This is a genomic window from Kiloniella sp. (assembly GCF_048270245.1).
Classification (GTDB): Bacteria; Pseudomonadota; Alphaproteobacteria; order Kiloniellales; family Kiloniellaceae; genus Kiloniella.
In genome coordinates this window covers 479,756-494,518 of record NZ_JBLWTH010000003.1, presented here as the reverse complement: position 1 = coordinate 494,518, position 14,763 = coordinate 479,756, and the positions used below count along the sequence as shown (strand labels likewise).

Sequence of the window (14,763 nt, the reverse complement as noted above, 5' to 3'; positions counted from 1 at the left end):
GTTGGCTTATAGCTTAAGTTACCAGCCCTCTGGCACTTACCATCGTTTTTTTAACTTTAGTGCCGTCTATCAAATACACGTAGTCGACCATATTGGACACAACACATACATGGTTGGGAATGATATGTATTTGATCCCCGACTTTGGGTGACCATGAGCTGTTACTAAGGTCAAGGATGCCGTGTTCTTCGCTAAGGCTGGTGATTTTTGCATCTGGTGCTTCTTTGATGAGGCCGAAGCCCTCCATGCCCAATAGGTCGGATGTCAGCATTTTTGAACCTGCGTCAATGATGGCCCGATCTTTTGTTGGTTTACTGACGATGGTTGTTTTGATGGTAACTGCACAATCACTAATCGCACACAAGCCAGCTTCGATCAGGGATCTGTCGTTATAGATATAGGTGCCTGATCGATGTTCTGTTGCGACAGGTACTTCCTGAGAACGCCACATGTTTGGAGTGCCGCCATTACTTATCTTGGGGCAAGGAAGTCCATTATTTTCTATCAGATCTTTAGCTTTGTTGAGCCAATTATTCACTTCTCTTTGATCACCCATAGGGGGGTAGGTCATCAGGCCGCCAAGGCAGAGACCGCTTGCATTGTGAATTAGGCGGGCGAGGTGAAGTGCCTCTTCAGCAGATTGTACGCCACATCGATTTGCCCCGGTATCACATTCGATTAAAATTTCCAGAGGTTTTTCTTCTTTTGTAAAGGTTCTTGCTAGCCCTTCAATTACGTATTCATTGTCGGCAACCACTGATAAAGTGCATTTTTGAGCGAGTTGAGCCAGTCGATTTAATTTTTGATCTCCAACAATATTATAGGTGATGAGGATATCATTGATGCCCGATGCTGCCATGATTTCAGCTTCACCGATTTTTTGACAGGTGATGCCAATTGCCCCGGCTTTAATTTGACGCTTGGCCATACATGGTAGCTTATGTGTTTTGATGTGAGGGCGTAATAGAATGTCGTGCTGATCACAATGCCCTTGCAACTTTTCTATGTTCTTTTGGGCAATCGCAACGTCGATCAAGACGGCGGGAGTTGAAATTTCATCGATCATGGATGGTTTTGTTTCGACAGAGTAATCCATTCCATCAATCCCCGATTGGCTGTGGGTCTGTGTTCCCGTGCAAAGCTGTAAGAGAGGCCCTGATTCGACGTAGCTTTTCTTTGGTTTTTTCGGGCATTTTACGTGCGACAGAGGCTGCGAGGACATCAATGACGGCAAGAAAAACCAGGCGAGATGCTGTTGGTTTATATATGTCAGGGTCTTCAGGAAGTTCCAGACCAACGGTGAGAGAGCAAACTTGCGACAGTTCTGAATTTGGCTTTGTCAGGCACATGGTTGTGGCACCGTATTGATTGGCAATTTTTGCCGTATCTATAAGAGCCCTAGGGGTGCCTGTTGATGAAATGAAAAACATGAGGTCATCGGGACCTAGTGTTGCAGCGTGCATTCTAAGTAAATAGGCGTCATTAAGGGATAGGGCGGTAATGCCAAGACGGAAAAACCTGTTTGCTGCGTCAAAAGCAACTGTTGTTGATCCGCCGCCGACACCACAAAAAATAAGTGTTTTTGTACGAGCAAGGGCATTGACAGCGTTCGATATTTCATCGGGATTAATTTGGTTTTTTGCAATTTCGGTTGTTGATATTAGGGCATCAAGGACTTGATCAATCGTGCTGTCTGCTGACGTTACGGTTTTATCCGAGCGCGAAAGGTACTGCATGCTGACAGCAACGTTTTGCGCCAGCTGAATTTTGAAATCTTTGAAGCCATCACAGCCTAGCTTACGGCAGAAGCGAATAACGGTTGGTTCGCTGACGTTACTAAACTTGGCCAGTGAATTAACACTTATTTGGCTAACACTTTCTAGGTTATTAAGTACATAGGTGGCCACTTGTTGTTCGCGTGCTTTAAAACTACCGTCCATTTTTTTTATTTTAGTTATGAGATCAAAAGTAGCCGCCAATGGTATGTCCTTGGTTGTTCGTATTTAAGTTTCTTGTGCGTAAACTGAGTGTAATTGCTTTGTATCTAGTCGTATTGTTCATAAACAATATACTACGTAGTTAAATTACACAAATAATCATTTTTTGTAATAATATCAGGAAGTATCTATAAAACTACGCTAAATTTACTCTTTATGAAGTTTATTTACGTAATTTTACTTTACATATACCGATTCTGAGCAGTAGATGTAGTTAAATTACATTTCTAGGAGGGATGATGAAAGCTTTCGCTGCAAAAGCCAGTAAAAGGTTGAACTGGGCGGTTGAACGCATTGTCGCCTTACTGATGCTGTTATTGGTTTTAGATGTATGGCTAGGTGTTGTTGATCGTTACCTTTTCCATTGGCAACTGCCTTGGCCGGAAGTTTTAGCCCGATATCTGATGATTTGGGCTGCGCTGTTAGCAATATCTGCGGGTATTGCAAGGCGTGAACACATTGGCCTCTCTATTTTAATTGATCGATTACCCCAAGGCATTCGTCGACCATTGCTTGTTCTTGTGGATGTCATAACTTTTGCTTTGTTTGCTTTTCTTTGCTGGTACGGAATTGATTTCGCTATCGGGGGGGGGAATCGACAAGCAATGATTTTCGGCATGACATTGGCAATGCCCTTTGCGGCGATACCAGTGGCTTCTGCGGTTGCAGCCGTTCAGGTTTTGTTGGTCGCGATGAGGGATCAAGGCGAAGTAATTATTGATCCGAATGATAGCCTGTCATCTGGGGCGGGGGCAGTACAATGATTGTCGGGATTGCGTTTGTTGTTTTAGTTTTGATTGGTATGCCAATTGGTTTTGCCCTAGGGCTGGCTGGTGTGATTGGCTTGATTGACATGGGCGGTGGTGCTTTCTTTGCGCTTGCCCCAAGTAAAATGTTTAACGGGTTAAATATCTTCCCATTTTTGGCGATGCCTTTTTTCATCCTTGCGGGTGAGATTATGAATCATACCGGAATTACCCATCGTTTGGTGAATCTGGCTCAGGCGTTGGTTGGCCATTTCCGTGGTGGTCTGGCGCACACCAATATGTTGGCATCTGTTTTCTTTGCCGGGTTGACCGGGGCGGCGACTGCGGATGCAGCCGCCTTTGGTAAGACGTTAGTCCCCGCAATGGTCAAGCGTGGCTATAGCCGGGATTATGCTTGTGCGGTGACTGCGGCGGGATCAATTATTGGGCCAACCATTCCGCCTTCTGGGTTAATGGTTGTTTATGGCTCTTTGATGGGGGTGTCTATCGGAGGACTGTTTGCGGCGGGAATTTTACCGGGATTATTGATCTGTATTGTTTGTATGATCGTGATTGCTGTTGGGGTTAAAGCGAATAACCTTCCCGAAGCAGAGGAAAGATCCAGCCTGAAAGAGCTCTGGCAGATCTTTAAATCCTCTATTCTGGCGCTTTTTATGCCAATTATCATTCTAGGCGGTATTCTTGGCGGCATTGTTACGCCGACAGAGGCTGCCTCTATTGCTGTTGGCTATGCACTTTTTATCGGTGTCGTTGTCTATCGGGCGATTACAGTTCCTGACTTTATTGGAATGTTGATACGCACAGCCCGAATTACGGGTGTGATCTTTGTCATTATTGCGTTTGCAGCGATCCTGGGGTGGTGGATGAGCTTTAATCGCATTCCTCAGGAGATTGCCGAAGCGATATTATCTATATCGAACAACCCTTACATCATTATCGCATTGGTTATCGTGCTGCTTTTGGCAATTGGCATGATCATGGATATCACGGCCATATTGATCTTGCTTGCCCCTGTTCTTGTCCCTTTGACGGAACAAATAGGGCTGGAGCCTATTCATGCGGGGATCATTTTTGTTTTGGCCTTGAACATATCTTTGATGACGCCGCCTGTGGGGGCGTGCCTTTTTGTCCTGTCGTCTGTGACGGGGGAGAAGTTAGAGCGTATCGCCGCAAAACTTTGGCCCTTCTTGATTGCAGAAGTAGTCATTCTGTTCATTTTTGCTTTTTGGGAGGACCTAGCATTGGCCCTTCCGCGATTATTGGGGTTCGCCTGATCCCCGCGAGATAAGGAGTGGCGACTGCTCCTTCACCTTTTTGAAGTTACAGACGCACGTTTGGGAAAAAGAAATATAATCTTAAGGGAGACATAAGATGAAATTACTAAAAAAAGTTGCAACTTCTGTTGCTGTCGGTGCATTGCTTTGTTCTGGTGTCACCGGGGCGATGGCTGATACAAAAGTTCTAAAGTTCGGCCATGACAACAAAATGGACCCGTTTGAAAATCCTGCGCACGCTTGTACAGCTGTTTTTGCCAACATTGTCGAAGCTGATACAAATGGTTCAATTGAAGTTGAAGTGTATCCTTCAAACCAGCTCGGTTCTGCGAAAGAACACGTTCAATTGGTACGGGATAACGTCATTCAGGCGACCCTGACTTCAACAGGTGCAATTTCGTCTTATTATCCGCGTATTGATGTTCTGAACTTGGCTTTTGCTTTTGATCATAACGCGGCAACGTATGATGTTTTTGATGGTCCTTTTGGTGCACAACTTTCCAAGGATATCGAAGAAACTGTTAGCGGCGTGAAGGTACTTGGCTTTCCGGATACAGGTGGTTTCTTTGCAGTTACAAACTCTAAACACCCAATTGAAAACCTTGAAGACTTCAAGGGAATTCGTGTTCGTACAATGACGTTGCCTTCGCATCAGAAAATTATTCAATCGCTTGGTGGTGAAGCCTATCCACTGGCATGGGGCGAGGTTTATTCCGGACTGCAGACTGGGGTTATCGATGGCCAGATGAACCCAGTGCCGATTATTTCATTCGCCAAATTTGCTGAAGTTCAGAAGTACATGACACTGACCAATCATCTGTTTGCGCCTTATACCTTCATGGTCTCAAAAGCATTTTGGGATGATTTGAGTGCCGATGAGCAGCGTGTCCTTAATTATGCTGCGAATTCCTGTGTTGTTGCTAGCCGTGGATTAAGTCGTGTGATTGAGGCTTCTGATCGTGGTTTAGCCGGTCTGAAAGATAAAATCGATGTGACAGCTTTATCAGCTGAAGCCCGTAGTGAGTTTAAAGCAGCCGCACAACCGGTTGTGTTGAAGCATGTCGAAGAAACGCTTGGTGAAAAAGGTGTTACTCTTATGGACCTTTTTCAAGAAGAATTGGGTAAAGCCAATACACGTAATTATCTGAAATAATTACCGATTGATCCGGGGGGCTTTTCCCCCGGGTTCCTTTTAGAGTATTTTCAAATATTAATTTAAGAGGTTTTCCTGTGCGGATATTTTGCGCATCTATCGCGACTGAGACAAATACCTTTTCTCCTCTGCGTGCTGATCTCAGTGACTTTAAGGAAAGCTTTTATGCTGGACCGGGGGATCATCCTGAAACCCCAACCTTGTGTAGTGCGGTGTTTCCTGTCTGCCGCCGTCGAGCAAAGGAAGAAGGGTGGGATCTTGTCGAAGGAACGGCAACTTGGGCAGAGCCGGGAGGAATTGTTAATTCAAAAACCTGGGATGGCTTGAGGGAAGAGGTTTTGGATCAATTACGATCTGCGCTTCCTGTTAATGCCGTCGTTCTTGGTTTGCACGGGGCAATGGTGGCGCAGAACTGTCAGGATTGTGAAGGAACACTACTAAAGGCTGTTCGGGAAATCGTTGGCCCAGATGTCATTATTGGCGCGACACTCGATCCCCATAGCCATCTTTCGGAAAAGCGAACGGATGCAGCAGACGTACTGGTTGCTTTCAAGGAATTTCCACATACAGATTTTGTCGAATGTGCTGAAGATTGTGTTGATCTGGTGGTTCGAACAGTTAAGAAACAGGTTTCCCCCGAACTTCATGTGGCTGATTGCAACATGATCGAAGTGCTGCCGACAAGTCGAGAGCCAATGCGAAGCTTCGTTGACAAGATAAAGTCGCTAGAAGGAAAAGAGGGTATTCTTTCGATCTCGGTCATTCATGGTTTTATGGCTGGTGATGTGCCGGATATGGGGACGAAAATACTAATCGTCGCTGACCGTGAAAAGAACCTCGCCCAAACGTTGGCTTATGATCTCAGCCGGGAATTGTTTTCATTCCGTGGAACAACCCGTCCGGAATTTTTATCACCTACCGAGGCTGTTGTTCGGGCTAAAAAAGCCCCGAGTGGTCCCATTGTTATTGCTGATGTCTGGGATAATCCAGGAGGAGGTGTGCCGGGTGATTCAACAATTCTTCTCCGCACATTGGTGGAACAGGAAGCCTTTGATGCCGCTGTCGGCACCATCTGGGATCCGATGGCTGTGAAAACGTGTATTTCTGCGGGTGAAGGGGCGACGCTTAAACTACGCTTCGGTAGCAAAATGTCGGATACAGCTGGCCCACCGATTGATGGGGATGTAAAGGTTCTCAAAATCGTTTTGGATGCGACGCAGGATTTTGGTGAATCTATTGTTCCGCTGGGGGATAGTGTTGCGATTGATTATATGGGGATTACGGTCATCCTTAATTCCAACCGCAGCCAGAGCTTTGACCCGAGTTTATTTCGAAATCTTGGTGTTGACCCCAAGTCAAAAAAGATCTTGGCGATCAAATCCACCAACCACTTTTATGATGGTTTTGAACCTGTGGCGTCGGACATACTCTATGCCAGTGTTGATGGACCTTACCCAAATGATCCTAAAACCACAGACTACAAGTATGCCCGCACCGATATCTGGCCTAGGACAGATCTTTCTGGCTAGAAGGTGCCCCTGTTTGCTCCGGATAAGTCTGCCTCGGATAGATCCCAAAAAAGCCCAGCCATATTTCTGAGGCCATCTTTGACAATCGGTTGGAGTAGATGTTCATTGGGAGCATGTTGCGAGCAGCCACCATAGGAATGTGGGATCCATACCGTCGGGAGGCCAAGAATTTCGCTAAAGGTTTCGTTGGGAAGAGAGCCAGCCAAGTTTGGGAGAATGTGGGCTTTCTTTCCGCTGGTTTCTTCTATGGATTTTGCTACAAAGCTAACCCAAGGATGGTCTGGATCAAGCCGGGTTGCTTTAAAGAATGCTTCCTTACTGGGAATGATTTCTACAGTAGAAAATCCAGCTTCATCGAGGTGTCGCCGTAAGGCTGGTAATATATTATCAGGATCGGTTCCGACAACAAACCGTAGCTGACAATGGGCATTTGCCTGACCAGATATGGCATTAACTGGGGCTTCGGGAACACCGCTTTTCATCGCAAGTACAGCGAATGAGTTCCATCCAAAGGCCCGTTGTGCCGGATCAAGTCCTTCTTCTCCCCAGTCGTGATTTATTTCTGGTCCGCCATCAATTGGTAAGCCTTCGAGAGTATTCTTAACGTCCTCGGTCAAGCTTGTTGGCCGCCATTCAGGAATTTGTATTTGGCCACGCGCATCTGTGATAGACGCAATTGCGTGGGATAATATTATAGCAGGATCAGCCAACAATCCGCCCCAGTTGCCGGAATGGTTGGCGCCTTCGCGCAAGTTGACCGATAGATCGAAATTGATTGCCCCACGGGTGCCCATAAACAACGTTGGCGTATCTGGTTGTAATCTGGGACCATCAGACGCAATCAAAACGTCGGCCTTTAAGAGTTCTTTGTGGCTTTCAAAGAAGTCGGCAAGGCCAGCAGAGCCTGTTTCTTCTGATGTTTCTATGATGATTTTTAAGTTAAAACCAAGTGATCCTTTTTCTGCAAGAAGGCACGACAATGCGGCGAGGTTAATCAGGTGTTGTCCTTTGTTGTCGGCGGTTCCCCGGCCATAAATTTTATCGCCCCGCGTAATTACCTTGAAGGGATGTAATCCATCTTGCCACTGCTCTGTTTGTGCGCGAATGACATCCCCATGACCATAAGTCAGAACCGTTGGTAGACCCGGTGCTTCGATCCGTTCACCAACCAAAAAAGGTCCCCCCGAAGGGGCGGGGTTTTCGTATATTTTGCTGATGATACCCAGCTTATTGAGTAGCGGTGTTATCGCTTCGTTCAGGTACCTGTGAAGTTCTGTGTATTGATCTGGGTTTTGGCTTTCAGTTTCAACGGCAATGAGACGTTCCAAATCTGTGAGAAATTGACCATCATCATAATAGCTTTCTGCCCTTTTGATGGTTGCGTCACGTGTCGCCATTATTTCACACCTTCTTCTGCGACAGCATCACCCCACGGCGACATAATTTCGGTACATCCGGAATTCACACCGCTCTCTCTGGAAACGCCCGCGGGGCAGGCAAAGGCATAGGGGAATACAGTTCGTTTTGTTGTCGTAACATCGTGTTTTTGAGATAGCGCTGAAATAATTTCTGGATCAAGGTCTTCGTCGGCAATGATCACGTCCCCCCCGGACACATCCATTCTGGGGTGATGAAAAGCGTCTTCTAAGCTCATGCCATGGTCGGTCATGAACGAGGTCAGGTGCATAACAGCGGGCATGATTTTTCGTCCCCCCGAAGCGCCAATAGCAAAGCGTTGATTGCCTTGCTCACCAATCACCGGACAGACATTCATCAAACAGCGTTTGTTGGGAGCCAAAGAGTTGGGGTGCCCTTGTTCAGGATCAAACCACATGATGCCATTGTTCATCAGAAGTCCTGTGTTGGGGGATACGACACGTGACCCGAAAAGAGACAGTAGAGTTTGAGTCATGGAAACCATGTTGCCGTGGCGATCTACCACGGAAAAATGTGTGGTACATGATGGCGCATGGGGGGCATCCTGATCTCCCATGGATGTCAGTCTTCTTTTATAGGCATTGTTTAAAGCTTCGGCGTAGGCATTGAAGCTCTCCGGTGATGGTGTGGAGCCCGGGGTAAATAGTTTTTCCATCTGCCCAAGTGTATCCGCAAGGGTCGGCCCAGCAGTCAATGTCGGTGTTGCGAATACACGACTGTTTCGGTAGGGGATTGTCAGTGGATCTTCGAATTCAATGGCATAAGAGGCAAGGTCATCTAATGACAAAAAACCACCTTTGTCTTGAATATCTTTGACCATGGTTGCCGCAATATCGCCGCTATAAAAATCGTCCGGTCCCTGATCAGCCAAGCGACTGAGTGTGCCGGCAAATAGAGATTGATCTATTCGTTTTTCTGATAGTGCGGTCCAGCCAGCGATGGTTGGCCATTGGCCATCTTCGAGAAAAGTCGCCGCTGCGTGCGGATCTTTGGATAGTGCGCGCGTTGCCGAGGCAATGATAAGGGCGGCATACCAATCAACAAGCAATCCGGATTTTGCTTCTTTGATGGCTGGTTGTAACAGGTCTTTCCATGGCATTTTACCAAATGCAGAATGGGCTTTTCCTGCGCCAGCAACAGTGCCGGGAACCGCAATGGAAAGTGGTCCCTGTACGTTCAGGTCACCTTCGACAGCACGCCAGGGGAAAAGGTCGGCGGCTTTACCGTCTTTTGATAGTGGGAAGGCGCCAGGGTCCAGAGATTTTGGTGATTTCATACCATAGGTTAGCGCGTAAGCTTTTTGTTCTTCTTCTCGCCATATCATCATGGCGCCACCACCCGCAGGGCCACTCATCCAGGGTTCTAATACCCCCATAGCAAAAGAAACGGCGACGGCTGCATCAACAGCATCCCCTCCTTGTTCAAGAATTTCTGTTCCTATTTTTGCTGCGGTTATGTGTTGTGCTGCAACAACACCGCCCGCTGATTTGATCGCTGGTTTTTTGACGGATTGTGAAATGGAAAAACTATGTGACATGACGCGTACTCGTTAGGTGTAAATTATATGAATTTTTGGAAGGCTATTTTGGTTGGACCACTATTCTGGCGGCTTTATGGGAAGAGGTCAAAGATTTGCTCTGACAAAAAAAATCAAGTGGCAGAATAGGGGAGAGAACACCGATTCTTGAAATTAACCATATATATTTATTCTGACGATATGATAAGAAAATCAGACAAAAGCACTTTGTCAAAATTGAACGCAAATTGATTATACCGGTATGAATAGCACTTAAAAAATTTGTGTCGGGGGAGAGGGAGAAGAATGATCGAGATCGTATCGTTGCTGGCAGCATCCGTGGTGGCGGTTTTGTTGTTTAGCCGACTGGGTCTTGGGTCCGTTCTTGGGTATCTCGCAGCAGGGGCAGTTATCGGTCCCGCGGGTTTTGGCCTCGTAAACGATGCTGACTATATGCGCCATATTGGTGAATTTGGCGTTGTTTTTCTTCTGTTTTTAATTGGAATCGAAATTAAACCCCAACGTCTTTGGGTTTTGCGAAAGCTGGTGTTTGGCTTGGGTGGCCTACAGGTTTTTGTCTCAGGGTTGCTTATTGCGGTCTTTAGTTATTTTGCTTTTGGCCTTGCGCGGGAAACAGCATTGGTTGTTGGTTTTGGTCTCGCGCTTTCTTCCACGGCTTTTGGGGTTCAAATTCTTGCGGATCAGCATCAGACAACCAGCCATTGGGGGCGAACCAGTTTTTCCATTCTTCTTTTTCAGGATCTAGCAGTTGTTCCCTTGCTGATCCTTTTGCCATTGTTGTCCTACGGCGAGATGCGGTTTTCGGTTTCCATGGGGTTTGCGCTTTTACAAGCCGTGGGCATTTTTATTTCTGTCCTTGTTGCCGGGCGTTATGCAATTAACCCGATGTTACATGCCATCGCGCATAGCAAGAATAGCGATGTTTTTGTCGCAACGGCCCTTTTGCTCGTACTTGGCTTTGCCTGGATTATGGAACTGGTTGGGCTTTCCATGGCGATGGGCGCTTTTATTGCGGGCGTGCTGCTTTCAGAATCAGAGTACAAACAACAGATCGAAGCAGATGTCATGCCATTCCGTGGTTTGTTACTCGGGCTCTTTTTTATGAGTGTGGGCATGTCATTTGTGCCGGGAACGGTCTTTGATAATCTGGAAGTTGTGATCTTTGGCGCCCTTGCCCTTATCATTGTCAAAGCCTTGGTCATTATTGTGTTGGCAAAGATATGGAAAACCCCATTGTCGATCGCAGTTAAGTGTGGGTTTTTGCTTTCGCAAGCGGGAGAATTCGGATTTGTGTTGTTCACGCTGGGTGATAGCTTGAATCTGTTACCTGAAGGTATGATGGAAACCCTGATTGCTGTCATCGTTTTGAGTATGGTGACAACGCCAATGATGGTCAAAGCCGGGGAGCTATTGGCTGAATGGCTTAAATCCCCCGCGTCAGACGCGATGGAAGTCTCGGAACCTGTACCTGAACGTCCCGTTATTGTCGCTGGATTTGGACGTGTTGGCGAAGTGATCGCAGGGATGCTGAGGAAGGTTGATGTCGCGACGGTTGCAATTGACATGGACGCCAAAAAAGTCGCGAGTGGACGTCGGCTGGGTTATAACGTGCTTTTTGGTGATGCTAGTCGTCCCGAGATTTTAAAGTCTGTTGGGGCCGGACGGGCGCGTTTGGTTGTAATTACACTGGATAATTATAAAGCAGCCGAAGGTGTCGTGCGCACAATGAAGCGGTTCTATCCAGATGTACCGTTACATGTAAGGGTCAGGGATTGGCCGGATGCGGACCACTTTACAGAGCTTGGTGCGTCCCACGCGATACCGGAAACAGTTGAAGCTAGTCTGAGATTGGGGGCATCAGCATTAGAGGCTGCCGGGGTTGGAGAAGAAGAAAGACGTACGTTATTTGAGTATCTTCGTGAAGGTGATTACGAGAAGCTCAGGGACTATCACAAACTCTAGGGCTTTTTTTTAGCTCTTCTGCTTCAATTTTGCCACTTTATGCCGTATTGGTCCGAGATCCACTGATATTTAGGGCTTTTGGTAACAGAAACAATAATTTGTTCCAGCTCCGAAGCTGATATCAACGCCTTTTTTCTGACAATACCGATAAAGTTGTATTCCTGATCGTAAGTATCAGAAATAGTGATTTTTTCCCGATCCTCGCTATTTTCTCTTAGATATTTTTTGAGAAAAGTTTCCGTGATAACGCCAATTTGTATGCGATGAGACAAAACTTGTTTGATTATCTGTTCTTGGTATGTGACCAAGTTTATATCAAAACGCTTTTTTAGCTTCTCCGGATCAGTTTCAAAGTTTGCAAAGCGATAGTGATATCCAAGGATGGCACCGATTTTTTTTGAAGAAACATCGGTGAAGAAATTGTGGGTACCTTTAGGCACGCGTGCAGTTATGTAACGTTCTCCACCTTTAAGAAACACTTTTGTTGCATCAACTTCTTCAGGGTTCCATCCCCATTCTAGATGATCAAACAGCGAAACATCATACAGGCCCTTTTCAAACATCGTATGGCGGCGGCGTGGGCTTGATTCTACGATTTCAAATCGATAATCAGGCTGGATGTCGTTCATCGCTGTGATCAGGTCTATCCCAAGGCCACTCAGGGGACGGTTTTGTTCGATTGTAAAAAAGGGAGGGAAATGGCTGACGCCTATCTTAATCGTTTTAACGTTGGCTTGGGTGTTTGTTGCGGAAATAAAGAATATAAAAATAGTTATAAAGAAAAAAAGAACCCTACTTGTCCTACGGGATATATATTCTCTAACGCATATTTTTGATGGCATTGTGCGTAATAACCAAGCTTTAAAATGTCAATTGTATCAATTGTACTGTGCAATTCGTGTTAAAAGCTATCTTTTTAATTATATGAAATATTCCTGTCGTCATTTTCTCAGCCATTAAAAGGACAGATGAGATGGTATCCGAGAGTGTTTTTATTCGCATAGCAAATCGTACTGATATGTTGGCGCTTGTGAGTATGGCTGAAGAATTTGCAAACCATCTTACCGCATTAGGAGAAGAGCGATCAGGCTTTGATACTGAGGCCAGTCTCGCACAACTCTTAAAGCATGGCTTTGGGGATAAGCCGATTTTTTCTGCATTATTGGCTGAGAATGAGGGGAAACCTGTAGGCTATGTGATCTACAATTTCGGATTTTGGGCAGATAGTTTTCAAGGCATGATCTTCATGACTGATTTGTTCGTACGTGAAGGATGGCGGTCGAAGGGTATTGGGAAAATGATGATCAAGGAGCTTCGTCAAGTCGGTCGCGAGAATGACTGTGATCTCCTTGTTTGGACTGTCTGGGCCAATAATCCCTCAGCTCAAAAATTTTATAAAAATCTGGGGGCTATTACTTTAAGTGACGAGGTGTTTATGAAGCTGGATATCTAGACACGAGGCTTTGTCGTCTTGATTTTTCCAGCTTCATAATAAAGTGATTACCTATATTAAAGTCGGCTATACAAAATAATGGTTTAAAGTGAATATTGTGATAAAGCCGAAAGTCATAGTCATCACGACATGATTTGTCATTAAAGCAATCGCCAAGGTAATCGCCGCTGCTATCCAAGTGATCGTATTCTCCCCTGCGAGAGAGGACGCGATCAATGCGACAATCAAACAGCCTGGCAAATCGGTGAGGAACTTGTTCAGGTATTTGTGCTCACTTATCAGTTGCCCGCTTACCAGTCCCAAAAATCGGATCGAATAGGCACCAAAAGCCAGTGTTCCTATCAAAAGCCATTGTGCATCAGTCATGCTGCAACCTTCCTCGTTATCTGTTGTGTTAGGCCTGTTGTGATAACACCAGCGATACTGCCCGCAATAATGGCAAAGGCACTTCCCAAGGATAGACGGATAAGAACAACCGTGACGATGAATGTAATAATCCAGGGCAGGGTGTCTTGTTTGTTACGCCACATTGCACGAGCCATGGCGATAAAGGCGGCTGTAAAGGCGAAGCCCAGGCCATATTCAATGAGATTAGGTATCGATTGTCCGAGTAAAGCGCCGCCTGTTGTCGAAACAATCCATGTGACGAACATCGTTAAGCCTGACCCAATTAAGAAGGGGGCGCCAATTGAGGGATCTTTTGCTTTCTTTGCAAAAGTTAAAGCCCAGTTTTCATCACTTGTAATGTGAATGGCAAAAAGACGTTGAAGAAGGGGAACCTCTTTGAGGACTGAATTGAGTGAGGCTATGATGCCGAGATATCGCATATTCAGCGCCAAGCCAGCAAGGACGGCACCAATCACAAATCCTTCTGATGCGAATTGCTCTACCGCGACAATCTGGGATGAGCCCGCATGTACCGAGGCACTCATTAAGGCGATGCCCCACCACGGGAAATCAAGTTGTGCGGCAATAACGCCAAAGACAAATCCATAGGCGGCAGCACCAGCAGCTAATGGCAAAATACTTATAAAGCCTTGTTTCATTAAAATTACCAAAAAGTGTTTAAAGAGGCTTCAAAGGTATCAAGATAGAAAGATTGTTTTGTATCGTTAAATGTCTATATGTGATTAAATAAGATCTAATATTTTATAATTATGATTGAAATAATATGGATAATGTTGATAAACGGATATTGGAAGAGCTTCAGTTAGATGCGCGTACGCCAATAGCTCTGCTCTCGGAAAAAGCAAATGCATCGACTGCATCGGTTCAGCGACGTTTAAAACGTTTGCGTGAAAGCGGGGTTATCCAATCAGAAAATGCGATTGTTGATCCAGAAGCTGTTGGTTATGAGGTGACGGCCGTAATCTCTGTCGATCTCGAACGTGACCGAATTGACGAGACGGATGCTTTTAAACGACGCGCAAAAAAAGAACCGCAGGTTCAGCATTGTTATTGCGTGGCGGGAGGCTCTGATTTTGTACTTATTGTCATCGCAAAGAATATGAAAGATTACGAAGCCTTCACCCATCGTTTCTTTTTTAATGACAGTAATGTACGGCGCTTCCAAACATCAATTGCCGTTTCCCGCGTGAAAGCAACGACTTTTGTCCCGATGTTAAAAGACGATGAGATTGATAGAAGTTGAATT

General features: G+C 45.8%; 14 protein-coding genes. 7 read left to right on the top strand and 7 right to left on the bottom strand.

Annotated elements, in window-relative coordinates; genetic code table 11:
• Positions 1-13: 13 nt before the first annotated feature.
• A complete protein-coding gene (locus ACN0W5_RS09970; RefSeq protein WP_417453986.1) occupies positions 14-1,096 on the bottom strand; it encodes a D-TA family PLP-dependent enzyme in 1,083 nt (360 codons plus the stop codon).
• Between the two features lie 4 nt (positions 1,097-1,100).
• The gene (locus tag ACN0W5_RS09965; RefSeq protein ID WP_417453985.1) at positions 1,101-1,979 is read right to left on the bottom strand and encodes a MurR/RpiR family transcriptional regulator; all 879 of its coding nucleotides are present in this window, start codon (positions 1,977-1,979) and stop codon (positions 1,101-1,103) included.
• Between the two features lie 254 nt (positions 1,980-2,233).
• Here ACN0W5_RS09965 and ACN0W5_RS09960 point away from each other — a divergent pair, with 254 nt between their 5' ends.
• The 4 genes from ACN0W5_RS09960 to ACN0W5_RS09945 all read left to right on the top strand — a co-directional run bounded on the left by ACN0W5_RS09960 (position 2,234) and on the right by ACN0W5_RS09945 (position 6,720).
• The gene (locus tag ACN0W5_RS09960) at positions 2,234-2,761 is read left to right on the top strand and encodes a TRAP transporter small permease (RefSeq protein ID WP_417453984.1); all 528 of its coding nucleotides are present in this window, start codon (positions 2,234-2,236) and stop codon (positions 2,759-2,761) included.
• Complete coding sequence (locus tag ACN0W5_RS09955; protein ID WP_417453983.1) at positions 2,758-4,038, top strand: TRAP transporter large permease; 1,281 nt, start codon at positions 2,758-2,760, stop codon at positions 4,036-4,038. The genes ACN0W5_RS09960 and ACN0W5_RS09955 overlap by 4 nt, the downstream gene beginning before the upstream one ends.
• A 97-nt stretch (positions 4,039-4,135) precedes the next feature.
• Positions 4,136-5,191 (top strand): DctP family TRAP transporter solute-binding subunit, encoded by a 1,056-nt coding sequence (locus ACN0W5_RS09950; protein WP_299372491.1) that lies wholly within the window; start codon positions 4,136-4,138, stop codon positions 5,189-5,191.
• A 77-nt stretch (positions 5,192-5,268) separates the two neighbouring features.
• On the top strand, positions 5,269-6,720 hold the full coding sequence (locus ACN0W5_RS09945) for a M81 family metallopeptidase (RefSeq protein WP_417453982.1): 1,452 nt from the start codon (positions 5,269-5,271) through the stop codon (positions 6,718-6,720).
• On the opposite strand, the gene ACN0W5_RS09940 is transcribed toward ACN0W5_RS09945, so the two are convergent.
• Positions 6,717-8,117: a M20 family metallopeptidase gene (locus tag ACN0W5_RS09940; protein WP_417453981.1), complete on the bottom strand. Its 1,401-nt coding sequence runs from the start codon at positions 8,115-8,117 to the stop codon at positions 6,717-6,719. The genes ACN0W5_RS09945 and ACN0W5_RS09940 overlap by 4 nt on opposite strands.
• Positions 8,117-9,694: a gamma-glutamyltransferase family protein gene (locus ACN0W5_RS09935; RefSeq protein WP_417453979.1), complete on the bottom strand. Its 1,578-nt coding sequence runs from the start codon at positions 9,692-9,694 to the stop codon at positions 8,117-8,119. The genes ACN0W5_RS09940 and ACN0W5_RS09935 overlap by 1 nt, the downstream gene beginning before the upstream one ends.
• A gap of 285 nt (positions 9,695-9,979) precedes the next feature.
• Here ACN0W5_RS09935 and ACN0W5_RS09930 point away from each other — a divergent pair, with 285 nt between their 5' ends.
• Positions 9,980-11,656, top strand: a complete 1,677-nt coding sequence (locus ACN0W5_RS09930) for a monovalent cation:proton antiporter-2 (CPA2) family protein (RefSeq protein ID WP_417453978.1) — start codon at positions 9,980-9,982, stop codon at positions 11,654-11,656.
• A 23-nt stretch (positions 11,657-11,679) separates the two neighbouring features.
• Here the strand turns inward: ACN0W5_RS09930 and ACN0W5_RS09925 are convergent, their stop codons facing one another.
• Entirely contained in the window at positions 11,680-12,285 is a 606-nt protein-coding gene (locus tag ACN0W5_RS09925; protein ID WP_417453977.1) for a hypothetical protein, read from the bottom strand.
• Between the two features lie 344 nt (positions 12,286-12,629).
• Here ACN0W5_RS09925 and ACN0W5_RS09920 point away from each other — a divergent pair, with 344 nt between their 5' ends.
• The gene (locus ACN0W5_RS09920) at positions 12,630-13,109 is read left to right on the top strand and encodes a GNAT family N-acetyltransferase (RefSeq protein ID WP_417453976.1); all 480 of its coding nucleotides are present in this window, start codon (positions 12,630-12,632) and stop codon (positions 13,107-13,109) included.
• A gap of 66 nt (positions 13,110-13,175) precedes the next feature.
• Here the strand turns inward: ACN0W5_RS09920 and ACN0W5_RS09915 are convergent, their stop codons facing one another.
• Positions 13,176-13,475, bottom strand: coding sequence for an AzlD domain-containing protein (locus ACN0W5_RS09915; RefSeq protein ID WP_417453975.1), 300 nt, complete (start codon positions 13,473-13,475; stop codon positions 13,176-13,178).
• A complete protein-coding gene (locus tag ACN0W5_RS09910; RefSeq protein WP_417453974.1) occupies positions 13,472-14,155 on the bottom strand; it encodes an AzlC family ABC transporter permease in 684 nt (227 codons plus the stop codon). The genes ACN0W5_RS09915 and ACN0W5_RS09910 overlap by 4 nt, the downstream gene beginning before the upstream one ends.
• A 125-nt stretch (positions 14,156-14,280) precedes the next feature.
• Here ACN0W5_RS09910 and ACN0W5_RS09905 point away from each other — a divergent pair, with 125 nt between their 5' ends.
• Complete coding sequence (locus ACN0W5_RS09905; RefSeq protein ID WP_417453973.1) at positions 14,281-14,760, top strand: Lrp/AsnC family transcriptional regulator; 480 nt, start codon at positions 14,281-14,283, stop codon at positions 14,758-14,760.
• The last annotated feature ends 3 nt before the right edge of the window (positions 14,761-14,763 follow it).